This window comes from Bacillus sp. NPDC094064 (genome assembly GCF_050279585.1).
In the GTDB taxonomy this organism is placed as follows: Bacteria; Bacillota; Bacilli; order Bacillales; family Bacillaceae_G; genus Bacillus_A.
The window spans coordinates 1-23,938 of record NZ_JBNNUI010000018.1 but is presented as its reverse complement, the minus strand read 5'-3'; the positions used below and the strand labels follow the sequence as shown (position 1 = coordinate 23,938).

General features: G+C 36.1%; 23 protein-coding genes. 7 read left to right on the top strand and 16 right to left on the bottom strand.

Features of this window, described 5'->3' with window-relative positions:
- Window positions 1-136 precede the first annotated feature (136 nt).
- The 9 genes from cspA to ACQKNI_RS25690 form a co-directional block, all read right to left on the bottom strand.
- The gene (gene cspA / locus ACQKNI_RS25730; protein WP_000301522.1) at window positions 137-340 is read right to left on the bottom strand and encodes an RNA chaperone/antiterminator CspA; all 204 of its coding nucleotides are present in this window, start codon (window positions 338-340) and stop codon (window positions 137-139) included.
- Between the two features lie 365 nt (window positions 341-705).
- Window positions 706-1,983 carry an isocitrate lyase gene (gene aceA, locus ACQKNI_RS25725; protein ID WP_088231479.1) on the bottom strand — a complete coding sequence of 426 codons (1,278 nt, stop codon included), beginning with the start codon at window positions 1,981-1,983 and terminating at the stop codon, window positions 706-708.
- Between the two features lie 21 nt (window positions 1,984-2,004).
- The gene (gene aceB, locus ACQKNI_RS25720) at window positions 2,005-3,594 is read right to left on the bottom strand and encodes a malate synthase A (protein WP_098252453.1); all 1,590 of its coding nucleotides are present in this window, start codon (window positions 3,592-3,594) and stop codon (window positions 2,005-2,007) included.
- Window positions 3,595-3,810: 216 nt separating this feature from the next.
- Entirely contained in the window at window positions 3,811-4,590 is a 780-nt protein-coding gene (locus ACQKNI_RS25715) for an S-layer homology domain-containing protein (RefSeq protein ID WP_141555236.1), read from the bottom strand.
- A gap of 128 nt (window positions 4,591-4,718) precedes the next feature.
- The gene (locus ACQKNI_RS25710) at window positions 4,719-5,375 is read right to left on the bottom strand and encodes an S-layer homology domain-containing protein (protein ID WP_098357349.1); all 657 of its coding nucleotides are present in this window, start codon (window positions 5,373-5,375) and stop codon (window positions 4,719-4,721) included.
- A gap of 291 nt (window positions 5,376-5,666) precedes the next feature.
- The gene (locus ACQKNI_RS25705) at window positions 5,667-6,566 is read right to left on the bottom strand and encodes a DMT family transporter (RefSeq protein WP_088231482.1); all 900 of its coding nucleotides are present in this window, start codon (window positions 6,564-6,566) and stop codon (window positions 5,667-5,669) included.
- 96 nt (window positions 6,567-6,662) lie between these two features.
- Complete coding sequence (locus ACQKNI_RS25700) at window positions 6,663-7,928, bottom strand: M48 family metallopeptidase (protein ID WP_140417405.1); 1,266 nt, start codon at window positions 7,926-7,928, stop codon at window positions 6,663-6,665.
- A 173-nt stretch (window positions 7,929-8,101) separates the two neighbouring features.
- Window positions 8,102-8,401, bottom strand: a complete 300-nt coding sequence (locus ACQKNI_RS25695) for a DUF2101 family protein (protein WP_088231484.1) — start codon at window positions 8,399-8,401, stop codon at window positions 8,102-8,104.
- 37 nt (window positions 8,402-8,438) lie between these two features.
- Window positions 8,439-9,287 carry a CPBP family intramembrane glutamic endopeptidase gene (locus tag ACQKNI_RS25690; RefSeq protein WP_140417406.1) on the bottom strand — a complete coding sequence of 283 codons (849 nt, stop codon included), beginning with the start codon at window positions 9,285-9,287 and terminating at the stop codon, window positions 8,439-8,441.
- 140 nt (window positions 9,288-9,427) lie between these two features.
- Here ACQKNI_RS25690 and ACQKNI_RS25685 point away from each other — a divergent pair, with 140 nt between their 5' ends.
- Window positions 9,428-10,132 (top strand): response regulator transcription factor, encoded by a 705-nt coding sequence (locus tag ACQKNI_RS25685; protein WP_088231486.1) that lies wholly within the window; start codon window positions 9,428-9,430, stop codon window positions 10,130-10,132.
- A gap of 9 nt (window positions 10,133-10,141) precedes the next feature.
- Window positions 10,142-11,884, top strand: coding sequence for a sensor histidine kinase (locus ACQKNI_RS25680; protein ID WP_098252456.1), 1,743 nt, complete (start codon window positions 10,142-10,144; stop codon window positions 11,882-11,884).
- 310 nt (window positions 11,885-12,194) lie between these two features.
- On the opposite strand, the gene ACQKNI_RS25675 is transcribed toward ACQKNI_RS25680, so the two are convergent.
- Window positions 12,195-13,097: an AraC family transcriptional regulator gene (locus tag ACQKNI_RS25675; protein ID WP_088231488.1), complete on the bottom strand. Its 903-nt coding sequence runs from the start codon at window positions 13,095-13,097 to the stop codon at window positions 12,195-12,197.
- 118 nt (window positions 13,098-13,215) lie between these two features.
- On the opposite strand from ACQKNI_RS25675, the gene ACQKNI_RS25670 reads away from it, so the two are divergent.
- Window positions 13,216-13,719, top strand: coding sequence for an RNA polymerase sigma factor (locus ACQKNI_RS25670; RefSeq protein WP_098252457.1), 504 nt, complete (start codon window positions 13,216-13,218; stop codon window positions 13,717-13,719).
- A gap of 5 nt (window positions 13,720-13,724) precedes the next feature.
- Window positions 13,725-14,843, top strand: a complete 1,119-nt coding sequence (locus ACQKNI_RS25665) for an anti-sigma factor (RefSeq protein ID WP_088231490.1) — start codon at window positions 13,725-13,727, stop codon at window positions 14,841-14,843.
- A gap of 45 nt (window positions 14,844-14,888) precedes the next feature.
- Here ACQKNI_RS25665 and ACQKNI_RS25660 read toward each other — a convergent pair whose 3' ends face one another.
- Both ACQKNI_RS25660 and ACQKNI_RS25655 read right to left on the bottom strand, forming a co-directional pair.
- Window positions 14,889-15,866 carry an HD domain-containing protein gene (locus ACQKNI_RS25660; RefSeq protein WP_098840809.1) on the bottom strand — a complete coding sequence of 326 codons (978 nt, stop codon included), beginning with the start codon at window positions 15,864-15,866 and terminating at the stop codon, window positions 14,889-14,891.
- Between the two features lie 108 nt (window positions 15,867-15,974).
- The gene (locus ACQKNI_RS25655; RefSeq protein ID WP_088231492.1) at window positions 15,975-17,081 is read right to left on the bottom strand and encodes a metallophosphoesterase; all 1,107 of its coding nucleotides are present in this window, start codon (window positions 17,079-17,081) and stop codon (window positions 15,975-15,977) included.
- Window positions 17,082-17,446: 365 nt separating this feature from the next.
- On the opposite strand from ACQKNI_RS25655, the gene ACQKNI_RS25650 reads away from it, so the two are divergent.
- The 3 genes from ACQKNI_RS25650 to ACQKNI_RS25640 all read left to right on the top strand — a co-directional run bounded on the left by ACQKNI_RS25650 (window position 17,447) and on the right by ACQKNI_RS25640 (window position 19,826).
- Complete coding sequence (locus ACQKNI_RS25650) at window positions 17,447-18,328, top strand: D-alanyl-D-alanine carboxypeptidase family protein (protein ID WP_088231493.1); 882 nt, start codon at window positions 17,447-17,449, stop codon at window positions 18,326-18,328.
- 126 nt (window positions 18,329-18,454) lie between these two features.
- Window positions 18,455-19,159, top strand: a complete 705-nt coding sequence (locus tag ACQKNI_RS25645) for a M15 family metallopeptidase (RefSeq protein ID WP_088231494.1) — start codon at window positions 18,455-18,457, stop codon at window positions 19,157-19,159.
- A 301-nt stretch (window positions 19,160-19,460) separates the two neighbouring features.
- A complete protein-coding gene (locus ACQKNI_RS25640) occupies window positions 19,461-19,826 on the top strand; it encodes a hypothetical protein (RefSeq protein WP_088231495.1) in 366 nt (121 codons plus the stop codon).
- A 179-nt stretch (window positions 19,827-20,005) separates the two neighbouring features.
- Here the strand turns inward: ACQKNI_RS25640 and ACQKNI_RS25635 are convergent, their stop codons facing one another.
- The 4 genes from ACQKNI_RS25635 to ACQKNI_RS25620 all read right to left on the bottom strand — a co-directional run bounded on the left by ACQKNI_RS25635 (window position 20,006) and on the right by ACQKNI_RS25620 (window position 23,761).
- Window positions 20,006-20,257: a hypothetical protein gene (locus ACQKNI_RS25635; RefSeq protein WP_088231496.1), complete on the bottom strand. Its 252-nt coding sequence runs from the start codon at window positions 20,255-20,257 to the stop codon at window positions 20,006-20,008.
- Between the two features lie 113 nt (window positions 20,258-20,370).
- The gene (locus ACQKNI_RS25630) at window positions 20,371-21,903 is read right to left on the bottom strand and encodes a fatty acid--CoA ligase family protein (protein ID WP_088231497.1); all 1,533 of its coding nucleotides are present in this window, start codon (window positions 21,901-21,903) and stop codon (window positions 20,371-20,373) included.
- A 161-nt stretch (window positions 21,904-22,064) separates the two neighbouring features.
- On the bottom strand, window positions 22,065-22,493 hold the full coding sequence (locus ACQKNI_RS25625; RefSeq protein WP_098840808.1) for a hypothetical protein: 429 nt from the start codon (window positions 22,491-22,493) through the stop codon (window positions 22,065-22,067).
- A 302-nt stretch (window positions 22,494-22,795) separates the two neighbouring features.
- On the bottom strand, window positions 22,796-23,761 hold the full coding sequence (locus ACQKNI_RS25620) for a lipoate--protein ligase (protein WP_088231500.1): 966 nt from the start codon (window positions 23,759-23,761) through the stop codon (window positions 22,796-22,798).
- Between the last annotated feature and the right edge of the window lie 177 nt (window positions 23,762-23,938).

The window sequence follows — 23,938 nt, the reverse complement described above, 5'->3', positions numbered from 1 at the left end:
TCCTTTTCCTCTTTTTTATCAGTGTTGACACACAAAAAGAGGTTCAGACACAAAAACAGGCTATGGAGAAGACTTTCTCCACAGCCTGAAAAAAAGGATGGCATGAGCCATCCTTTTTTCCATCATCAACTATAAATTATAGTTTGATTACGTTTTTAGCTTGAGGTCCACGGTTACCTTCTTCGATTTCGAAGCTAACTTTTTGACCTTCTTCTAAAGATTTGAAACCTTCAGTTTCGATTGCAGAGAAGTGTACGAATACGTCGTTTTCGCCTGGAACTTCGATGAAACCGAAGCCTTTTTCGTTGTTAAACCATTTTACTTGTCCTGTTACTGCCATGATTATTTCCTCCTAAGAAAATACAAATTTTTAATTTTTTAGTCTTCCTGTCTAAAAAAAGAATCCACACATTATCAAATACGAAACATAAACTAGTTCTCACATACTTTTTCTCGTTCGTTTTCAGCACTTGATAACATATGGATTGCTTAATTTAACTATTCAACTGACATCATCATAGCATACTTAAAATGAAATGTACAATCTTTTTTGAAAATAACTGACAAATTAAATTGAGTTTACATTCACTAATATTCGATTCTAATACACATAGATTTCACTGTTACATGAACACATATTTCATTTACTCTCAAATCGTTCAGAAAATAACAAGGGGCACCCTTCCAAAAGGTGCCCCCTTCCTTTTATTTTGTAAACTGTTCTTCTTCTGTAGATCCTTTTAACGCTGTCGTTGATGAAGTACGGCCTGTAATAACTTGTGCTACTTCATCAAAGTAACCTGTTCCTACTTCGCGTTGATGACGTGTTGCAGAGTAACCATGTTTTTCAGCTGCGAATTCAGCTTGTTGTAGTTCAGAGTACGCTGCCATACCGCGCTCTTTATAGTCGCGTGCTAATTCAAACATGCCGTAGTTTAATGAGTGGAATCCAGCAAGTGTTACGAACTGGAACTTATAACCGTAAGATGCGATTTCTTTTTGGAAGCTCGCAATTGTTTTCTCATCTAATTTTTGTTTCCAGTTAAATGAAGGTGAACAGTTGTAAGCAAGTAGCTTTCCTGGATACTCTTTATGAATTGCGTCCGCAAATCGTTTTGCATCTTCTAAATTTGGTTCAGACGTTTCGCACCAAACGAGGTCTGCATACGGTGCATATGCTAAACCACGCGCAATTGCTTGATCAAGACCTGCTTTCGTACGGTAAAATCCTTCTGGTGTTCTTTCTCCTGTAATAAACGCTTTATCAACTGGATCGATGTCGCTCGTAATTAAATCTGCTGCATCCGCATCTGTTCTTGCAACGATAATGGTTGGTACGTCCATTACGTCTGCCGCAAGGCGTGCAGAAATTAAATTGCGCACCGCTGTTTGCGTCGGTAGTAATACTTTTCCGCCTAAATGGCCGCATTTTTTCTCTGAAGATAATTGATCTTCAAAGTGCACACCTGATGCACCTGCTTCAATCATACCTTTCATAAGTTCGAATACGTTTAATTGTCCACCAAATCCAGCTTCTGCATCTGCTACAATCGGTACGAAGTAATCTGTATCACCGCTTCCTTCCATATGCTGAATTTGATCCGCGCGTTGCAGCGTTTGGTTAATTCGTTTTACTACAGCAGGTACGCTGTTCGCTGGATATAAACTTTGATCTGGATACATATGTCCAGAAAGGTTTGCATCAGCTGCTACTTGCCAACCACTTAAATAAATTGCTTTTAACCCAGCTTTTACTTGTTGCATCGCTTGGTTTCCTGTTAATGCGCCAAGTGCGTTAATATAATCTTCCGTATGAAGTGACTCCCAAAGTTTTTCTGCACCGCGGCGCGCTAATGTATGTTCAATATCAATCGATCCGCGCAGGCGAATTACATCTTCTGCCGAATATGGGCGTGTGATCCCTTTCCAGCGCTTATCTAATTCCCAGTTTTCTTGTAATTTCTCGATTCTTTCGTTTTTCATATGTTCCATCCCCTTTTCACTTTATAAAATTTCATAACCCGGTAATGTTAAAAATGGTACGAATTCATCATTCCGAACGAGATTTGTAAATAACGTTGTTGCCTCTTTGAATCTCCCTTTCTTAAAGGCTTCCTTACCAATCTCTCTTTCTATTTTTGTTAACTCTTCTTCTTTCAGTTCTTCCATCAACTCAAGTGTAATATTGCGGCCATCCTTTAGCTTTCCGCCTTCATGACGAATCCATTGCCACACTTGTGCCCTTGAGATTTCCGCTGTTGCCGCATCTTCCATTAAGTTATAAATTGGTGCTGCTCCCCGTCCACTTAACCAAGATGCAATATATTGAATACCTACGCTAATATTCATGCGAAAGCCCTCTTCTGTAATCGTTCCCACTGGCACTTCTAGTAAATCTTTTTCTGTAACATGTATTTCTTCACGTTTTCTAAAAATTTGATTCGGTGTTTTCATAATGTGATTAAATACTTCCATCGCGACTGGTACAAGTCCCGGGTGGGCAACCCAAGTCCCGTCATGACCGTCTAAAGCTTCGCGCTCCTTATCAGCACGCACTTTTTCAAAAGCCGCTTCATTTGCTTCCGGATTATTTTTAATCGGAATTTGTGCCGCCATCCCTCCAATTGCCGGTGCATTACGGCGGTGACACGTTTGAATTACTTTCAAAGAATACGCGCGCATAAACGGCGCCGTCATCGTGACTTGCGCTCTATCTGGTAGTAAAAATTCATTATGATTCCGGAAGCCTTTTAAAAAGCTGAAAATATAATCCCAACGTCCGCAGTTTAATCCAGCAGAATGATCTTTTAGCTCATACAAAATTTCATCCATTTCAAACGAAGCGTGAATCGTTTCCAGTAACACCGTCGCTTTAATTGTTCCGTTTGGAATACCGATGTATGTTTGAGCAAATACGAATACATCATTCCACAACCTCGCTTCTAAATAACTTTCCATTTTCGGTAAGTAGAAATATGGGCCGCTCCCTTTTTCTAAAAGAGCTTTCGCATTATGGAAAAAATAAAGTCCGAAATCTACTAAGCTACCAGACATATTCTGTCCGTCCACTTTCATATGTTTTTCTTCTAAATGCCATCCTCTTGGCCTCACGATAAGTACTGCTGTTTTATCATTTAATCTATATTCTTTTCCTTTATCATTCTTATGCGAAATCGTTCCCTTTACTGCATCTCGTAAGTTCAGTTGGCCTTCCACCGCATTTTCCCAAGTTGGTGAATTCGAATCTTCAAAATCCGCCATAAAAAGATGCGCTCCTGAATTTAAAGCGTTAATGACCATCTTTCTATCTACTGGTCCAGTAATCTCTACGCGACGATCCTCTAAATCTTTTGGCAGCTTAGCGATTGTCCAATCCGCTTCACGAATGTGCTTTGTTTCTTCTAAAAACTTCGGAAACTTTCCTGCATCAATTCGTTTTTGTTTCTCTACACGCTTTTGTAAAAGTTCTATGCGGCGATCATTGAATTTTCCATGCAGTTCCTTTAAAAAATTAAGCGCCTCAGGTGTCAATATTTCGTTGTACGCTGGTAACATTTCTCCTACGAGTGTAACCCGTGAAGTTTGCGTCGACATATTAGCATCCCCTTCTTAAACTGTTTTATAACAGATTTGATTTCATGTTTTATATTATATAACAAATCTTCAGAAAAGGAAGTTTTTTTTGAAAATTCATTGCATTTTTTTCCAAAACGCGATGATTCCGCGCTTTATTCCATACAAAAAAGGCCACTGTTATACAACAACGACCTTTTTGTATGATTTTTAAATTCTACTTTTACTGATTAAACTTTATTGCTGCTCTTCTTCCACATTCTGCAACATTGTTTTATATAAAAACTGTGCGTATTGTTCTCTTGTTACTTTCATAGACGGACCAAATTTATTTTCTCCGATTCCAGCTGTAATATCATTTGTTTGGATCGCACTAATTGCGTTTTTTGCCCATGAATCTGCTGCAACATCATTAAACGTATGAGTTCCCTTTGCCTGTAAGTCAAAAGCATTCGTAAGAACTTGCGCCATTTCTGCACGCGTTAACGTTGCCTTCGGTCTAAAGTTTCCATGCTCGTCTCCCATGAAAATTTCCATTTCCGTTAAAGCCAATATTTCCTCGATAAAGTCTGTCGAGTTTTCATCGATATCTCCATATGGATTTTCATATTCATCTTGTTCTTCTATATCAAACACACGGTAAATTAAAGCCGCAACTTGCTCACGTGTTACATTATCCCCAAAACCGAAGATTCCATCTCCATATCCAAAAATAATTTCGTTTGCCGCTAAATCATGAATTGCCTCATATGACCAATGTCCTTCTGGTACATCTTTAAATACAATTGTATTTGTATTTTGTAGCGGTGCACTTTCCGCTTTTACATTATTACCCTCTGCTGAGAATAACACCCCACCCATAATCGTTAATGCTGTAGCTGTTTTTAATAATTTTTTGCTCATGAAATTATCTCCCCAATATGTATATATTTTTTTTAAAATATACATAATTAACGGTATAGTAACAATATATTTTTCGACAAATTCCGTGACATTTTTGTGAATCATATTACACATCGTTTCTTTTTTACGAGGTTGATTATCAAGCTTATGTACAATAGTAAACACGCATATAGATGTATATTTATTCTTTTTAAACAAACAAAAAAGCACAAATATTTCTATTTGCGCTCTTCTATTTCACGCTATTTCCAATCCTCTTTCAAATGATAATTAATAATCGCATTATTTATAAACTGTGCATATTGTTCTCTCGGTACAAAGCCATTTAATTCATACATATCTTTTCCAGTTCCTGTAACAACCTGATTAGATTGCAGGGCACTAATTGCCTCTTCTGCCCAATGTCCTTTTGGTACATCTTTAAATGTATGCTTTTGTTTCGCTTCGAAAGTATATGCCTTTTGAAGTACTACTGCCATTTCAGCTCGAGAAATTGGTGATTTCGGTCTAAAGTTTCCGTTTGTATCACCTTTAAAAACACCACGTTTTGTTAATGCTAAAATTTCCTTTTTGAAATTAGTAGAACTTTCAGAAATATCTTTGTATGGATTTGCTACTGCTCCTTCGTCTTTCATTTCAAGTGTTTTATAAATAACCCCAGCTACTTGTTCACGTGTTGTAAGATCTCCAACACCATACTTTCCATTTCCGTACCCAACTATAACTTTATTATAAGCTAAATCTAAAATAGCATCATATGCCCAAAATCCGTATGGAACATCATCAAATACAATCATTTCCGGATACTCTTCCGCTTTTACAGGCGCCACATTCGTTCCTGCAAATATACCTCCTACCATTGTCGCAATCATCATTACACCCAATATTTTTTTCTTCATTGTCCTCTCTCCCTATTTCTATTTTATGTTAAATAGAAAAATAATAGATAATACGAAGCATTGAACTTCATTGTTTCAGGAGTACTAATTTGTTGGTGAATGTAAGATAAAATGCCAATCTTCTAGAAGAAACATTTTGACTACCTTTCTGCTTTAGACCCCCTTCTTTCTTTTTCAAAAGGAAGTTGTCACATCTTAGGTGTTATATAATAAAATATTCTACAATCTCTTTGTGAACTCCTTTGCATTTTTAAATTTCACTTTATTGACACAAAAAGCGAGAAAAGTGAATTATGTTGCGCTCGTATTCACTGATAGCTCCTTCTCTGTTCCCTTTCGAAAAGTAAATGCCATTCCTACGAATATAAGAACAATCCCTACTACTTGCATACTAGTCGGTCTAAATCCAGTAAAGACTGTATCTAATAGTATCGCAACAGCAGGATCTAAAAATACTAATACAGAAATCAGTCTCGTCGGTAAATCTCTTAAGCTGTCAAAAAATAAGTAATACACAAATCCAGTATGTATAAGTCCTGTCGCTGTGATCATCGTCCAGTTCATCTCGGTTAATCCTTTAAACTGGCCAAAATCTACGAATGGTAATAATAAAAATATGCCTAAAAACGTTTGTACAAATGTCATCGCATACGCACTCGTATGCTTGATTCCTTTCCCTAGTAAAGTCGTAAAAGCATAAAATAACGCCGCAAGTAGTGCCCATACCATTCCAGATGACATGAGTTTCTCAAGCGACACACTTCCATCTACTCCAGCTACTAAAACTGTACCGATGAAACAAATAGCAATCGCCATAACCGCAAATGTTGTTAGCTTCTCTTTAAATACGATACTCCCAATCATTAAGACGATAATTGGCGCAAGATGGTAGACAGAAATCGCAATGGTAATTGACATAACTTCAAACGCTTTAAATAGAAATACCCAGTTAAAAACGAGAAATACACCGCACGCTACTATTTGCACGATCTCTTTTTTATTCCATTTTTCGTTTTTATATTGTCCTGTTACGAACCAACATAACGTTAAAAATACAGTGGCACAAATACAACGAACGAATACTAATTCAAACGACGGTAAACCCGTTTGGACAGAAAAAAATCCAATCGATCCGAAAATAGACATCGAAAGAATCATTTTGATAGCCGGCATTGATTTTGAATGAAACAAAATATTAACCTCCTAAACATTTCACTGAATATTCTTTTTATTATACACTATAATTTTCCAAAACTCGAATACGCCATAATAAAAAGAAGCAGTACACTACTGCTTCTTCGCTTCTTCATATTGTTCAAACGTATGAATTCTTTCAAAAATTGGTGGGTGCGTGTATAAGAAAAATTTCACTAACGCAGGTGGATTCACTTGGCTTAAGCTTGTTTTTGATAAATATTGAAATGTTTTCACACCAGATTTTCCGTCCTTCGTCATATTTAAAGCGTATTGATCCGCCGCGCGTTCTTCTATACGTGAAACATAGTTTGTTGCTGGTTGTGATGCAAAGGATAATACAGAGGAAATTAAGAAAAATAAAGGTAAAATTGAGAAACATGCCACTTTTGAAATTTGCAGCGTATCTCCCCATTTTCGAATACACATATTCAAAATACGGCTAATTAAATACATACCTATAAACGATAGTAAAACATAACTAGCAACACCCCAATATATATGTTTCATAACATAATGTCCCATTTCATGAGCCATTATAAATAAAATTTCTTTATCTTTTAATTGCTTAAGTGTTGTATCCCACATTACAATACGCGAGTTAAGACCGATTCCTGTTACATATGCATTTAACGCATTTGTTTTTTCTGACATATTTACTTCATATACATGTTTAGCAGGAATATCAGCTTTATCCGCCATCGCTAAAATTTTCGTTTCTAGCTCTTTATTTTTCAGCGTCGAGAAGTCGTTATAAAGTGGATCAATAATGACAGGCTGTATGAATGTTAAAAAGATTGTAAATGGAACAGAGAGTGCCCATCCCGCTAGCCACCATCTCTTCGGAAATTTACGGATAAGCCATAACAGAACAGTAACTACGATTAACATAGTTGCATAACTCTCCCAAAAACCGATCACATGATCTTTTATCCAGCTTTGTGTACTTTGCGTTGAAATGCCGTAATCAACGGATACTTTACGGCTAATCCATTGCATCGGCAAGGCAAGAACTGTAGTAAGTAATGATAAATAAAAGAAATAAATCGCAACTTGTAAGACACTTATTTTCGTCGTTTCCTTCGACCATTTCTCAAACTTTCTTGAAATACCGAGCACAAGGACAAGTAATAAAATAATCCATTCAAGAGGCGTCGCTAAAAAGTACAGTAAATTTTTCACGCGCGAATAATCTTGGCTTAGCGCAAGCTCCCTCGCATTCATAAAAGTTTCTGGATCTGAACTCGTTCCTTTATACATCTCCGGAATGAGTTCATGATTCCATCCAAATAAATACCAATATATAAGTAACGCAAATCCAACGTACAAAAAAAGCGACCACCCAATAACTTTCCTCACGCTATTCCCTCCTCTATGCTGCCTGTCTATTATTATTGTAAGTTCGTACATGCTAAATTAGAACAAGCTAATGACATAAAAAAACTCTTCTACATAAGAAGAGTTTCACCTACCTGTATACACTCTATTCGGTTAGAAACACACTCGCATACTTACTAAAACAAGTGCTCTCCTTAAGGTAGAACATCTATTAACAAACTAAAATCGTGTACCGAAAAAGAACTATATTTCATAATACCTTGTACAGCTAAAAGTAAAATAAGACCGATGACACACATATAGTTAATACTTTCTTCACCCTTTTTTTCAGTAACTATTCCGCCACTTATACATAAAATCCCTAATAAATGGAGCGCTAAATACATGAAAAAGTAAGCTTCCTCCCAACGAAGAATAACATTTCCTGTCGTGATTAGCACGATACTAAGTAAAATCAAATAAAAAAACTTATTTGATGATATCGTTTCATTCATATAATTTTATACATTCCTTTCAAACGTCTTCTTCATCTCATTTATCCCCCACTACATCTGAAAAACTCTTTGCCTGCTCTCCATATATAACTGGAACTTCTTTACTCCAATATTTGCGGTTCACAAATAAAAAGATGAGTACTAAGTTTAATCCTGTTATAAAAATTATAAGTCCCGGGAAAAACGTCGTGTAGTTTGAGAAATCTGCAAAACTCATGATCTTTTCTCTACTTACTAGAAACGAAGCACCGATTACAAATGCATTGTTTAACATATGGATTGCAATTGGCATGAGTAAGCTTTTCGTACGAATATATATAATGGATAGTACGATGCTAAATAAAGCGGCACCGAGAAAATCGACATGTAACATCGCAAATAAAAGTGCGACGGCAATCATCGCGATACTCGTTCCCCATTTTGCAGCAAAGCGCTGCAGTAAAAATCCGCGAAACACAAACTCCCCAATAATTGGTGCGATAAATACAATCATAATAAGTTGATATACATATCCCCCGGCACTATCTACAATTGGCTCATGCAAAGCATTCATAATAAAATCTGGTGTAATCCATGCAAAGCTGTACATGTACAAAATAAGATAACCGTAACTGAACATGCATAATATAATCGCAATGTAAAAAACTTGCACCAAATTAAATGTTTCATTTTTATTAATAAAACATGAAAATGAAACACGGTGTTTTCTATATTCATAAAAAATCCATGTAATCGGAAGGATATAGAATATAAGAATATTTATGAAAGAAGAATTTTGTATATGAAATGTACTTTCTAGCAATTCCCCGCTACTTCTCGCTACTAAAGTTAATAGTGCAAATACAATTAAAAAATATCTAGCTCGCATCATTTGAAACGGATTCACACTCATCTCCTCCCCTATGTTACTTTTATCATATCATTTGATTCTTAATTTTTTGTGAAAGAAAACCTTAAAATTTCCTTAAAAATTCCATAAGTTACAAAATGATGGTATGATATTCGAGGAAATTAGGAGGGATTGTTATGTATCAAGCAAATATTTTACTCGTTGATGACGAAACAGCAATTTTACAACTACTAACTACCATTCTTGAAAAAGAAGGTTTTTCCCATATTACCACTGCAACATCAGCTGAAATAGCTTTATCTCTCATCGGGCAACACAATTACGATTTAATCATTTTAGATGTCATGCTTCCTGGACAGTCTGGTTTTGATATTTGTCCAATCATTCGCCAACAAACAGATTGTCCGATTTTCTTCTTAACAGCGAAAGCATCTGATTTAGATAAACTATCTGGTTTTTCATACGGTGCAGATGATTATATTACGAAGCCATTTAATCCACTAGAAGTAGTAGCACGTATGAAAGCGCAACTTCGAAGACATATAAAGCAAGTAGTATCACACGAATCTAAAGCACACTCCATTTCATTCGGAAGATTTAAAATTGATCAACATTCCGCAGAACTTACAGTAGATGGACACGTTGTCGAATGTTCCGCTCAACTCTTTCAACTACTACTCTTCTTTTGCGAGAATCCGAATTACGTATTTTCAAAAGAGGAAATATACGAAAAAGTTTGGGGGGCACCAGCTTATAACGGGGATGACAATACCGTTATGGTCCACATTAGAAAGCTACGCGAAAAAATTGAACAAGATCCAAGTAAACCAGAATATATAAAAACTGTGCGCGGGCTTGGCTATAAGTTCGTTACAAAGTAGGTTGAAAATATGAATTTTAATAAGAGACTTATAATCCAGTTTATCTTACAACACGTTTTTGTCTTAGTTACGTTACTTATCGCAGTAGTTGCTTCTTTTTCTTATTTAATTTTTCTTCTTAATAGTACTTTATATGAACCTAATATTTCTGATTATGATACCTTTACAATCTCCCAATATATTTCTTCTGAAGACAATAACATTACTTTAAAATCTGAGGTAAAAGATTTAATAGCAGAAAAGAGTGATTGGCTTCAAATTGTAGATGAAGATGGAAAGGTTCTTTACAGCTTTAATACACCTAACGATGTTCCGACCTCTTACACAAAGACATCCTTGCTTACATATTTACAGAATGGTAGCAACAATCTTTATAAATTTAACTATTGGGAAATTGAATTAGAAAAGAAACAGGCTCTCGTTATTTACGGTGCCAAACTAAAAAGTAATGCATTACTAAAAACGATACAACAAGAACATCCTTCTTTATCATTAAATGAATTTGCTTTAACTGAACAAGAACAACAATTACTTTCTAAAGAAAAAGCAACACTGCAAATATTTAATAACAGTGGCGAAGAAGTTTTTTCTTATCCAACAGGGAAGAAAAAAACATTTTCAGCTATACAAACGGCTCTTAATGAAAAAGAACCGTGGAATTATAAAGAAAATATATCTAGTTTTTACGATTCAAATAGCGGTCACCTCGTCGTTGTATCCGCTCCAAACGCCCATTATTATCCAGATGATGAATTAGATGATATATTTACTAAGAAACTTCTAATCGGATGCAGTTTAATCCTCCTTATTGTGTTTGTTTATTTAGTCATTCTTTCAATTTGGTATGGAAATAAGTTTGGAAAGCCTTTGTTACACACAATGCGCTGGCTTAAAAACATAGCCGGAGGAAAATATGAAGAGCCTGTTAGTAAAAAAGGCAAACCTGTTCGGTTCCGGCACTCTGGTAAAGAAAAATGGTCGTTCCGTATATTTAAAGATGTTACAAACTCACTAGAGCACCTTTCTATTACCTTGAAAAAGAACGATGCAATGAGAAAAGTACTGCAACAAACACGTGAAGAATGGGTTACCGGTTTAACGCATGATTTAAAAACACCACTTAGTTCTATTTACGGATACGCGTTATTACTAGAATCGAAGCATTACAACTGGACTGAGCAAGACATCCAACAGTTCGGTAGCGTTATGAAAGAGAAATCTCAATATATGACTACATTAATTGATGACTTAAGCTTAACGTATCAACTAAAGAACAACGCCCTTCCTGCACAACACGTAAACGTTGAAATGAATCAGTTCGTCCAAAAAGTATTACTGCAATTCATTAATAATCCGACACTACAAAATCAAAATATTGAATTTGTACCAAGCTCAAACAAAATTCAATATTTTATTGAAGAAAAGTGGTTCCAGCGTATTATCGAAAACTTACTCGCAAACGCTATAAAACATAATAATGAAACGACAAATGTAATCGTAAACCTTTCACAAAATGCTAACTCCTTTACACTATCTATTTCAGACGATGGAAAAGGGATGGATGAAAAAACGAAAGGACTGTTATTTGAACGCTATTACCGAGGAACAAATACAGAAGAAAGCAACATCGGAACTGGGCTTGGTCTCGCCATTACAAAGCAGCTCGTTCATGCTCATAACGGGACAATTTCTATTGATAGCGAACTTGGGAAAGGAACGACGATTATTCTTGTGTTTCCGTTTCGTTCATAGAAAAGGCGCTGTGTCGTGCCTTTTCTTTTTTTAGGTAGTTTGGTGATAAATGAAATTATGTTAAGTATCTTTTATTCTCGGTGATTCCAGCGGTACATGAAATTATATCGACGATTTTCAAAATATATCTATCATAACTCGCATTATATCAACGATTTTTAGGATATATCGATTTACCGACAAAAACCAACAAATATAGCAACCTGTATTATAAGAGCAGCTATTTCATATTTTTTACAAATAGCGATTCAACAATCGGGCTTTTATGAAGTAAAAAAGCGAACCACTCATCGGTTCGCTTTTCTTTCTATTATTTCTTCTTCACTGGTATCCAAAGCTCTACTTGCGCGAACTCACTTTTATCTTCGTGGCAACGCTCATCGTATAGTTCGAACTCTGTAACGCCGCAATGTTCATACCCTGAATGCGGGAACCATTCTGAGAATACTGCATTCCACGTTTGGTGGATAGATGGTACCATTTCTTCGTGAGGCACTTTCGGTGTTGTGAATACTGCATATGTTGCTGCTGGGAACGTACGCTTTGCAACTTCATTTGGTACATTTTCAAAGTCTGTAACTTCCATTCCGATAATATAAGTGAAGTCCCCTGTTTCTAAATTAAAATCTGTACATAATCCAAGCTCTATCCATTGACTCGTATCTTTACGATTCGGAATCGTCGTTCCAAGATCTTTTTGTAAATATTCTTGCCAAAATGCTGGGATGTCTTGATGATTCTTCCCTTCTTTACTTGTCGTCTTCAGTTCATAACCCGCCACTAAAAATTCTGGTTTATTTACAATACGATATTCCATTTGTATGCCCCCTAAATACGGATTTAATTTTCTTTGCTTTACATTCACTCGGTAATACATCGGTGTTTCGATTTCTTGTTTTCGATATTCACTCGGTGTCATTTGAAATAATTTTTTAAAGGCTCTCGTGAACGTTTCATGAGATTGAAAGCCATGCTCAAATGCGATATCAATAACTTTTTCATCCGTGTGAGAAAGTCGATAAGCTGCCCGGGCTAACCTCCTCTTTCGAACATACTCCATTACTGTATCACCTACTAACGCCTGAAATACACGATGAAAATGCGACTCAGAAAAACCTGCGATCCGCGCTAAATTACGCAGCGTCTGTTTTTCCATTACATCTTCCTCAATATAATCAATGGACCTTTGAATTTGTGTTTCATAGCTTTCCATCTCTGTTCACCCGCCTTATATGTATTATGATAAAAGAGAACGCAATCCAATTCTTGACGTTTTTTACTATAATTCCAAAAACAAATGTAACTTTTTTATATGTATTTCGTTGTTATTTATGAAGGGAGGGAAATTAGTGAAACGCAAACAATCATTAGAAGACATTTATTCAGAGCATATGCATGATTTATTTCGCTATCTTCTCTCCCTAACCGGAGATTCTCACTGTGCTGAAGATCTCATGCAGGAAACCTTTTATCGCATGCTCGTCCATATTGACTATTATAAAGGAGAAGAAATTAGGCCGTGGTTATTTACAATTGCCTACAACGCCTTTATCGATTGGTATCGAAAAGAGAAAAAATATAAAACAACTACAGTGGAAGAATTCCATTTACCAAACGTGCCAAGTACAGAACATGAATATTTCGTAAAACATGAGATTGCTAGTTGGTTAGACAGTTTATCTTCTCTTCCCCTTGAAAGACGAAATGTCCTACTACTACGAGATTACTACGGATTCTCGTATAAGGATATAGCAGAAATGACCGGTCTCTCATTAGCGAAAGTGAAAATTGAGTTACACCGCGGACGGAAAGAAGCGAGAAACATAAAGGAGTGATACAGATGGGTTGTGCAGCATTTAAAAAACTATGGGAAAAATATGAAATAGGAATACTCACACGTGATGAACAAGAAGAATTAGAAAGTCATATAGAGACTTGTGAGGAATGTGAAGTGTATTTGGACGAATTGCTTACGAAGAGTGAACCGATCAAGAAAAAGTTACCGCCAAAAGATCTTAAAGTTCCATTTTGGAGAATTAAGTGGAAACAGCGTTGGCAAACCGTTAGTTTTGTTCTTGCTGTTTGTATAGCAATCTATTTTGTCGGTCATTTTTCATCTTCTTTTTACTTCTATAATATGAAAAAGTTAGTCGAAGTAGATGAAATTCCAGCACTCGCACTAGAAGCAACAATGCCAAATAGTCGTTCCGCTGGAGGCAGCACAAAGATTAAACCCTTTTTCCGTACAGAAAATGAAATCGATTTATATAAAACGGTCGGCAAAAAAGAAATTCCAATCGGTACAGTAACAACGCGTAGTTTCTTGTCGTCTGTAACTGTCTCAAATCCATCCTGGGAAAACAGATTTTATTCAAACAAACTTTCCTTTGTTCACCCAAAAATCAAGCAAGGTGATCATTTGAAAGAACCATCTAAAAAAGTGTGGGATACACTTGCAAAAGTACATGAGGGAACTGTTGCAGAAGTAGCGATATCTTTCGATAAAGCTTACACTTTACAAGAATTAGAATCAATTCTGTATAGCGTATTTGAAGCACAAGAAATGCCGCCAACCCCTGTATGGTACGCTTTAGACACAGGACAAGAAAGAATAAATGAAGAAGATTTTATCCTACATGGCAGAGAGGTTATCGGATTTCGAGAGCATATAAATCTCCCTAATAATGAAGCAAAACGACCAAAGACAAAAGAAGATGAAGTAATAGAAATGATGCGTATTCTTTCTGAACATAAAGAAACTGTAAGTAAAACTACTCAAACTCATGAAAAAGAGCTGAACTTAGATAAGCGCTATCAGTATGTAAAAGATAACGGCGTGAAAGTATACGGCATTGTCATTACTGGGCCGTCAAAAGAATTATTAAAACTACAAAACTCCCCGCACGTACGTTATGCGACTCTTGGAGATATTGAGGTTTGGAATTGGTTTGATTATTAAAAACGAAAAGGTGTCATCATAATTGATGACACCTTTTCCTTTCCATTAATCCGAAATCACTTTCACATACGTCCCTCTCACCGCTTTTTCATAAGCTGTATCACTCATCTGTCTTATGTTTTCTGACACGACAGACGATGGAACAACTTCCCGGGCGCGAAGTAACGGCGGATCAATAAGGCGCACTTTATTTTTCTGATACAAATCATAATCGTTTCTATCTTCTTTTACTGCTACATTTGGATGAACTTTTCTTAATAAATCTTCCACTTCTGGATCGTTACATTGCTGTAATTTCACTATAAGCTCGTCATCTTCAAGAAGAAAATCGTCTGCATGAATGACCTTTTTATGAAGAGCCAACTTTAACGTTTTCGCTAACATATCATTTCCGTATATATTCATTGGCTTCATAAAGAAATCAATTACCTCTTTGTAATACGCTTTTGTAAACCATTCTGCAATTTCGATATTTTGAAGCACCATTTTCCCGTTCACTTCGATGACATCCTCTAAAAAGCTATGAACCTCTTCCAAAGAAATATATCCGTATGTATACATATCTCGTAACGTATAATCCACTCGGTCTGCACATAATTCTGGCGCGGACCTTTCGAGTAACGTCCACTTCGAATCATCTAACAAAATATCTTCATAGTTATAGCCATGCTTCGCAAGAATCGCTGGAATTTCTGAATTTTTCACAACCGAGCTAAATATCTCTTCATGATAACTTTCATTGTCGTTATCAAAAACGTAATCAATCACATGAGAAAAAGCAGTATGCGATACGTCATGCAGTAAACCTGCAATTTGTTCTTCTACTGAACCACCAAGTTTTTTAATTAACAACATAGCACCAACTGAATGATCAAAGCGCGTTACATTCCACTTCTCGTTCATTAAGTAACTCGCTCCGTTTTGATGAATGCCTTTCAATCTTTGCACAGGCTTACTTACAATCAACTCTTCTAACACTTGATCTACTTCAAATTCTCCGTATAGTACATCTGATATAAGCACTTATAATCCCCCTTTATTTCAGCCGCGTTTTATAATCGTACCTCTTTTATACAAATAATACCAACAGAAATATGTATTTTTATCAAAAAATAGAGAGCCATCAGCTCTCTATTCAAACGTAACCTCCACCTGCACAATCTCTGACCTACTTCCAAGTCTAAGCGGTGGTCCCCAAAATCCGAAACCAGAAGAAACAATCGCGTGGAATGCCCCTTTTTGTACGTATCCCCAGTCCAGTTCATACATTCTTCTCGTCACAATATGATTTGGTGCCATTTGTCCGCGGTGCGTGTGACCGGATAATAATAAATCTACCCCGGCATCCGCTGCTTGTTTCAATTCAAATGGCTGGTGATCCATTGCGATAACTGGCATCGCTTTATCTACCGCACTCATAATCTTCTCAAAGCTTTGGCGATCTCGCTCAGTTTTATCTCTTCTTCCAACGAGATAAAAGTCATCTTCAATTGTGATCACTTCATCTAAAAGAATACGAATATCAATCTTATCCATCTCTTGTAAAAATTCCGGAACCGCTCTTCCGTAATATTCGTGATTTCCTAATACGCCGTATACGCCTAATGGAGCTTTCATTTGTTTCATAATAGGCCCCATGTTTTTTTGAATGAATACGCCTGGATGATCATCGATAATATCACCTGGCAGCAAAATAATATCGGGCTCCATTTCATTTACATGACGGACAAGTCTCTTTAAATGTGAAACACCAGACAGTTTACCGAAATGCATATCAGAAGCCATCGCAATGCGTAAACTTTTACGTCCTTCTACTTTTTTCGGTATATGTACTTCGTATTTTCTTACTACCGGGCTATACGCATTAAATACGCCATACGAGAAAATAAAGATAAACGCAAGTATTACGGCCGTCCCTGTCCAAATAATTGCCGTTTCTTTTTCCACCCCAAATTGTAAAAGGAAGACTGTAATATCAGCAAGCGGTAACAGCATAAGCGCATATTGTATGACCGCAAACCAAATCGAACCAATCGTCCGTAGAAATGGAAGGAACTTAAATACTTGCACGAAAATGTACGCATATGCAATAAATCCGACTACAAAAGCGTAATATCCCCAAGACTCCCAGCCGAATACTGCATGAAGCCAAACCCATCCATTCCAGCCGATGTAAAACATGAGTAGTGTGTATATAATTAATATCGTAAATATATTGAGATAACGAAGATTTTTCACAGCGAGCCTCCTTATTAATTTCTTCTATTATAACTTGTTATGCACGTTAAACGTAAATATTAAGCACTTCGTTCGTCATAGTAAAAACCTCTAATTGTTAGATTTGCATCTAACACCCCAATTGGATTAGCTTCAAGATTTAAACAGCCAATATTCTACCCCATAACAAACAAATACTTTTTTACCGTCATTTTCTACTTATGAAACCTTACAAGATTGTCACCTTTACGTAAGGTTATTAGATAGTTTATTTACTATTGCAATGTAATAATAAAAATCTGGTTCTGTTACAATGTCTTCGAAAACTTTGCAACAAAACCTGAAATATACACTTTGCTAGTAACAATGATGAAGGAGAATAGAAAATGAAAATAGCAAAGAGAAGTAGGAACATGCTTATAGTATTTGTTGCTATTTTTGTGACCTTATATACTTATTCGACTTTTACAAAAGAACCCGTTATAGACGCTACAGCTGCTATATTAATGGATGCACAATCAGGAAAAGTTGTTTATGGTAAGAATGAAAATATGCCCCTTGCTCCAGCAAGTATGTCAAAGATGATGACTGAGTATATTGTACTAGAGAAAATTCATAACGGTACATTAAAATGGAGCGATCCCGTCAGAATTGGTCCAAATGCTGTAAATAGCATTGGAGCTAAGATCAATGTAAGAGTTGGTAATCGTTTGACTGTTAGAGATTTATTTCATGCGATGGTAATATCATCAGCCAATAATGCTGCTGTTGCTTTAGCTGAGCATATTTCTAAAAGTGAAGAGAATTTCACAAAACTTATGAATGCGAAAGCAAAGCAATTAAATTTATCTAATGAAACTCATTTTGTTAATGCTACAGGACTACCAAATGCTCAACATCAAGAATCAAAAATGACTGCTTTTGATGTAGCAACGCTCGCACAACATTTGTTACAAACATATCCCGAAGTTTTAGATATAACCAAGCTAACAAACTATACATTATCGTATAATGGTGCAACTATAATGACTACAAATAAGATGCTCGATACATCTAATGATGAATTGTATTTCCAAGGAATTGATGGTTTGAAAACTGGATTTACAGATGAAGCAGGATATTGTTTTACAGGCACAGCAAAACAAGGTGAAAACAGGCTAATTTCTGTTGTTATGGGAACTAGCGAAGATACTAAGAGATTTATAGAAACAAAAAAATTATTTTCATATGGATTTAATAAAATTAGCTCAACTTTTTTGAATTGGTAGCATTAATCTTTAAATTATAATAAACAACTAATATGAATTATATAGATATGTAAAAGCAATTCACTAATTAGCTTCATCACAAATGATGAAACTTTTAAAATAGATCAGCTATAAGGAGTAAATATAATGATTAGAAAATTAATAAGATTAGTAGGGGGCGCTGTTTTTCTCTTCCTATGTATATATATTTTTTTACCTAACATCACTGACATTGCGAAAAGTAAAGACGATATACAAAATAATGATGGATCTGTAACGATTGCATCCCCCGATACTGTAGATGTAGTAGTTAATAAAACTAGGAAACTTCCAAGTAATTATAGACCTGACGATTTAGTTGTACCTAAGGTTACATTTGCATTTGATGGGATTCAAGAAAAAAGTCATTTACGAAAAGAAGCTGCTATCGCTTTGGAAAAATTATTTGCCTTAGCGAAACAAGATGGAATCGTATTACATGCTATATCTGGATTTCGTTCTGAAGAATATCAACAAACTGTTTATAGACGAAATGTAGAGAAACAAGGTCAAATCCAAGCTGATAAAGTTTCTGCAAAGCCAGGGCACAGCGAACATCAAACGGGGTTAACGATGGATGTATCTGCGAATAGTGTCAATAATACACTAGAAACGCAATTCGCGAATACGATTGAAGGAAAATGGCTTAAAAACAATGCTCATCGCGCTGGCTTTATTATACGTTATTTAAAAGGAAAAGAGCACATTACGGGTTATTCATATGAACCATGGCATATTCGATACGTAGGTGACATTGCAACAGAAATATATGAAAAAGGTATCACTTTAGAAGAATATCACAATGAAAAATAAACCATTACCTTGTTAAAACTACTTTAGGAGGTATATGATGAAAAAATTATATACTGCATCCTACCCCTCTGTACCTATAGAATTATCCGGTAATAAAAACAGGGCAGTGGAATTTATTCGTAAATGAACTCAAATGAATATAAAACTGAGAAGAACAGATTAAACAAAAGGCTAAAGAGTATATCTTTAGCCTTTTGTTTAATCTATTTATGTTAAAATATTGCAAGTAACATGCTGTTCTTAACGATTTGATCAAGTAGTAAGCAAAATCATTTAAAAGCGAAGAAAGGATAGTACTAACATGGAAAACGTATCAAATGTACAGAAAGAGGAGTCAATAAAATCCTTACAGTCAACAATTCGTAAACTCGAGAGTGCCTTTTCACAAATGACTCAGAAAGGCTCAAATACTACGTTAGTAAAAAAACGCCTCAAAGCAGCTTGCATCGGCTTAGCAATGTTAGAAAGTGTTTGGAATCAAAAGCCCCATCATTACACCCAAGAAGATTTAGCAGAAGCTCGCACTGTTCTTACTCGTTTGCTTCCATCAATTGAAAATGCTTATGTTAAGTCAAAGGTTGGTAGTCCTCAAAAAACTCTTTTAGAAAGAAGGATTACATCGTTGGAACTTGCTATTCAAGCGATTGATACTACTTCTAATGAATAATTTTTCCGAATAAAACAACTGTAAAGAGCCTTACTACAAACGTGTAGCAAGGCTTTTGTTTCGATTTTTATTATTCGCAAATCAATCGGTCGACTGAAACACGTTCCACTTACTTCTTCACTGATAATTATTATCAATAAATGTTAAAAATAATAAACATCCCATTACACGATGAATGTTTATTTATTACACAAATATGCTTTACGATCATTTTTAAATAATAAATAGTGCGCTGTATGAACTTTTCTCTCTAAATAATCGATTGAGTACGTACCGGATGGATCTACTAAATCTCCAATTGCACCTGAGAGCTGGTCAATTACTTTCTGCAATGTTTCTGAGTTTTTCTTCTTATTTTCAGCGTTCATTTCATCCATAATGTCACAAATAAGATATTGCACTCGCCGCAAACGTAATTCCTTTTGCTCCACGTATATCTCCTCCTTACTAGTCATATTACGGTTTAAATATATGGCATCATAGCTTAACCAATGCTAAAAAATATGAAGGCAACCACCTTCATAACGGTGGTTGCCTCTATTTTTTATACTTGTATCGCTTTTTCTCGTAATGCTCTTCGCAGTAATTTACCCGTTGTATTCTTCGGCAATTCTGCTAAAAATTCAATACTCATCGGTACTTTATATTTCGCTAAATGTAACGTGCAGTAATGCATGAGTTCTTCTTCTGTTACGTTCGTTTGTTTCAAAACGACGTAAGCTCGTACTGCTTCTCCTAAGTTTTCGTCCGGTACGCCGATTACGACAACTTCCGCTACGGATTCGTGCGTGTATAATACTTCTTCTACTTCACGAGGATATACGTTATAACCGCCAACTAGGACGATATCTTTTTTACGATCAACGATATAGAAGTAACCTTCTTCGTCCATTTTCGCTAAGTCACCTGTATATAGCCAGCCGTCTTTTAATGTCGCAGCTGTATCTTCTGGCGCATTATAGTAGCCCTTCATAACGTTAGGGCCACGCACAATTAATTCACCAACTGCACCGACTGGTACTTCTTCCCCAAGTTCATTTACAATTTTATTTTCTACATGCCAAATATTTGTGCCAATTGATCCTGGTTTACGAGGACGATCTAACGGATTGAAACAAGTAACTGGCGATGCTTCTGATAAACCGTATCCTTCTGAAACAATTACGTCAAAACGTTTTTCAAAGTTTTGCAGAAGGGCAACAGGCATGGACGCACCACCTGAAATACAAAGACGAAGTGTCTTCACGTCTTCTGCGCTCGCTTCTTCAAATAAATATAAGTAATTGTACATCGTCGGTACACCAGCAAAAATCGTTGGCTCATACGTGCGACAAATATGGAATACTTCTTTCGGACTGAACTTCGGTAACATTAAAATGGTCGCCCCGTTCACAATCGGCGCATTTACCGCAACTGTTAAACAGAACACGTGGAACATCGGCAGTGCCGCAACGACGCGGTCATCAGCCGTATATCGTAAATACGACGCCACATCGCTCGCATTACTATATAAATTTTTATGTGTTAACATAGCGCCTTTCGGTTTTCCAGTTGTGCCTGACGTGTATAGGATAACCGCTACGTCTTCTTCATCTAGTTCAGGACCTTCGTAAGTTGTATCTCCAGTTCCTACAAAACTAGTAAACGTTTTCATTTTTTCGGTTTCTGTATGGTTAAAATCTGATGAGGTTTCGCATATGATGATGTTTTCTAATGAAGGAAGTCTTGTTGTAAGAGATTGTATAACAGGTAGAAGGACGTCGAGTACGATGATTGTTTTTACATCTCCATTTTGTAAAATGTAATGTATTTCGTCTGCTGTATAAATTGGATTAACTGGAATGACAGTTGCTCCCGCTTTCATTGTTCCATATAAACCGACCAAAAAATGTGGTGAATTCCCAACAACTAATGCGACATTGTCCCCTTTTCCAATGCCCATTTTTGCTAAATTGCTAGAAAACCTTGTGACCATTTTGTTTAATTGGTCATACGAGACCGACTGATCCATAAAAACATAAGCCGGTTTATCCCCCTTCTTTTTTGCCGTTTCAGCCAAAGATTGAACGAGATTCACAAAAACCCCACCTTTATAAAATTTAGAATATTTAAAAATTCTAAATTAATTATATTAAAAGAAAATTAAAGTGGCAAGTGATATTCTATTAACTGCATATACACAAATCACCTCCACTTGATTCACTTTGGAAGGATAAGGGAATTTCGTTTGCAAGTAATTTATGAAACTAGCCCAAAAATCATTTTAGGATAATATGCACTCATCTTTTCTCTAAGTCTTTCAACTTCCTCTTTATTTAAACTCGTATACTCCCCGTACAAGTTAAGAACGTCCGCTCCATCTTCATGAAAGAACACAGTAACATACAATGTCGGTAACCCTGTATTGTCCTCATCTATTGAAAAGACGACATCTGGTGTTTTATTCACAGTGCTGAATGTTTCATTTCTTTTCCACTTCTTGTTTTGAAACATGTCTTTTATTTCCTTTATCTTTCGTTTGTTATCTGTATGCGTAAAATATATGACATTATCTTTTGCTGGCTTTCCAATAGATAAAAGTGTGCGACTTGAGGAAGTTTCACTGTTACACGCTGTCATTCCTATTACGAAGCTGAGCAATAATACAACGTACATTACTCTTTTCATATCAATCCGCCTCCTTTTATTATGTATATTCATTTATAAGGGGCAGATGTCCTGTGATTTTATGTTTTGTGGTAAATGAAATTATATCGGCGATTTTTTACATATATCGAACGCAACTTGAATTATATCGGCGATTTTTTACATATATCTAACGTTACTTGAATTATATCGGCGATTTTTTACATATATCTAACGTTACTTGAATTATATCGGCGATTCGACAAGGGATATCGACTTACCGACAAAACATGGCAATTTACGCAAAAAGAAAGAGGCTGCCAGTTATGACAGCCTCCTCATTTTTAGAAGAATAAATGTAAGAAATCTTCTGTTGTAATATTACCGAAGTAACGTGCGATATCTACGCCTTCTAATGCGGCGGCGAATGCGTCTTTATCGAACTGTACGCCTGTTAAACGCTCTTCAATGTCATGAACATCTAGTGAACCGAAGAAGTCACCGTAAATTTTGCATTCTGTTACTGTTCCTTTTTTCACTTCTAGGCGAACGTCAACTTGTCCAACTGGGAAGCGGTGTGAATGTTGCAAGTTGAACTTCGGTGATTTTCCGTAGTTCCAGTCCCAATTTTGGTAGCGTTCTTCAGAAAGTTTGTGGATTTCTTTCCAATCCTCTTCTGTTAATTCGTACGTTGGGATTTCTGTTTCCCCTTCGAAAATTGTTTCTAGAAGAAGTTGTCTAAACTCTTCTGTCGTCATTTTTTCGTTTAGGAATTCTGTAATGTTCGCAACGCGGCTGCGGATTGATTTAATTCCTTTTGATTGGATCTTATCCATTTTTACTTTCAGTGCTGATACGACGTGATCGATTTCAGAGTCAAATAGTAACGTACCGTGACTGAACATACGACCTTTCGTTGAGAACTGTGCGTTACCTGAAATTTTTCTACCTTCAGCTAAAATGTCGTTACGACCACTTAGCTCTGCATTTACGCCTAGTTTACCAAGCGCTTTCGTTACAGGCTCTGTGAATTTTTTGAAGTTGCTGAAACTATCTCCATCATCTTTCGTAATAAAGCTGAAGTTTAAGTTCCCTAAATCGTGATACACTGCGCCTCCGCCTGATAGACGACGAACGACATGAATACCTTTTTCTTTTACGTAATCCGCATTAATTTCTTCTACTGTGTTTTGGTTTTTACCAATGATAATGGAAGGTTCGTTAATGTAGAACAGTAAATATGTTTCGTTAATATCTAAATTCTTCACACAATATTCTTCAATTGCTAAGTTTATTCTAGGATCTGTAATCCGATACGATAAACTTAACTAAATCTATACAATTCAATCAAATTTACACAAGTTAGTGCTTCATCGTGTTCTCGCAACCCCGAAGGGACGAGGGGTATAACACTCCACACGAGGCAGTATCGTTACCTCCTATTATCAAGCATTTATTTTACCCATCTTGATAAATTTATCGCAGCA

Excerpts from the sequence above, each read along its gene's own strand:
- aceB (WP_098252453.1), bottom strand. The coding sequence starts at position 3,594 with ATGTCGACGCAAACTTCACGGGTTACACTCGTAGGAGAAATGTTACCA.
- ACQKNI_RS25715 (WP_141555236.1), bottom strand. The coding sequence starts at position 4,590 with ATGTGTAATATGATTCACAAAAATGTCACGGAATTTGTCGAAAAATAT.
- ACQKNI_RS25640 (WP_088231495.1), top strand. The coding sequence starts at position 19,461 with ATGGAAAACGTATCAAATGTACAGAAAGAGGAGTCAATAAAATCCTTA.
- ACQKNI_RS25680 (WP_098252456.1), top strand. The coding sequence starts at position 10,142 with ATGAATTTTAATAAGAGACTTATAATCCAGTTTATCTTACAACACGTT.
- ACQKNI_RS25665 (WP_088231490.1), top strand. The coding sequence starts at position 13,725 with ATGGGTTGTGCAGCATTTAAAAAACTATGGGAAAAATATGAAATAGGA.
- ACQKNI_RS25685 (WP_088231486.1), top strand. The coding sequence starts at position 9,428 with ATGTATCAAGCAAATATTTTACTCGTTGATGACGAAACAGCAATTTTA.
- ACQKNI_RS25675 (WP_088231488.1), bottom strand. The coding sequence starts at position 13,097 with ATGGAAAGCTATGAAACACAAATTCAAAGGTCCATTGATTATATTGAG.
- ACQKNI_RS25695 (WP_088231484.1), bottom strand. The coding sequence starts at position 8,401 with ATGAATGAAACGATATCATCAAATAAGTTTTTTTATTTGATTTTACTT.
- ACQKNI_RS25645 (WP_088231494.1), top strand. The coding sequence starts at position 18,455 with ATGATTAGAAAATTAATAAGATTAGTAGGGGGCGCTGTTTTTCTCTTC.
- ACQKNI_RS25710 (WP_098357349.1), bottom strand. The coding sequence starts at position 5,375 with ATGAAGAAAAAAATATTGGGTGTAATGATGATTGCGACAATGGTAGGA.
- ACQKNI_RS25670 (WP_098252457.1), top strand. The coding sequence starts at position 13,216 with ATGAAGGGAGGGAAATTAGTGAAACGCAAACAATCATTAGAAGACATT.
- aceA (WP_088231479.1), bottom strand. The coding sequence starts at position 1,983 with ATGAAAAACGAAAGAATCGAGAAATTACAAGAAAACTGGGAATTAGAT.
- ACQKNI_RS25650 (WP_088231493.1), top strand. The coding sequence starts at position 17,447 with ATGAAAATAGCAAAGAGAAGTAGGAACATGCTTATAGTATTTGTTGCT.
- ACQKNI_RS25625 (WP_098840808.1), bottom strand. The coding sequence starts at position 22,493 with ATGAAAAGAGTAATGTACGTTGTATTATTGCTCAGCTTCGTAATAGGA.
- cspA (WP_000301522.1), bottom strand. The coding sequence starts at position 340 with ATGGCAGTAACAGGACAAGTAAAATGGTTTAACAACGAAAAAGGCTTC.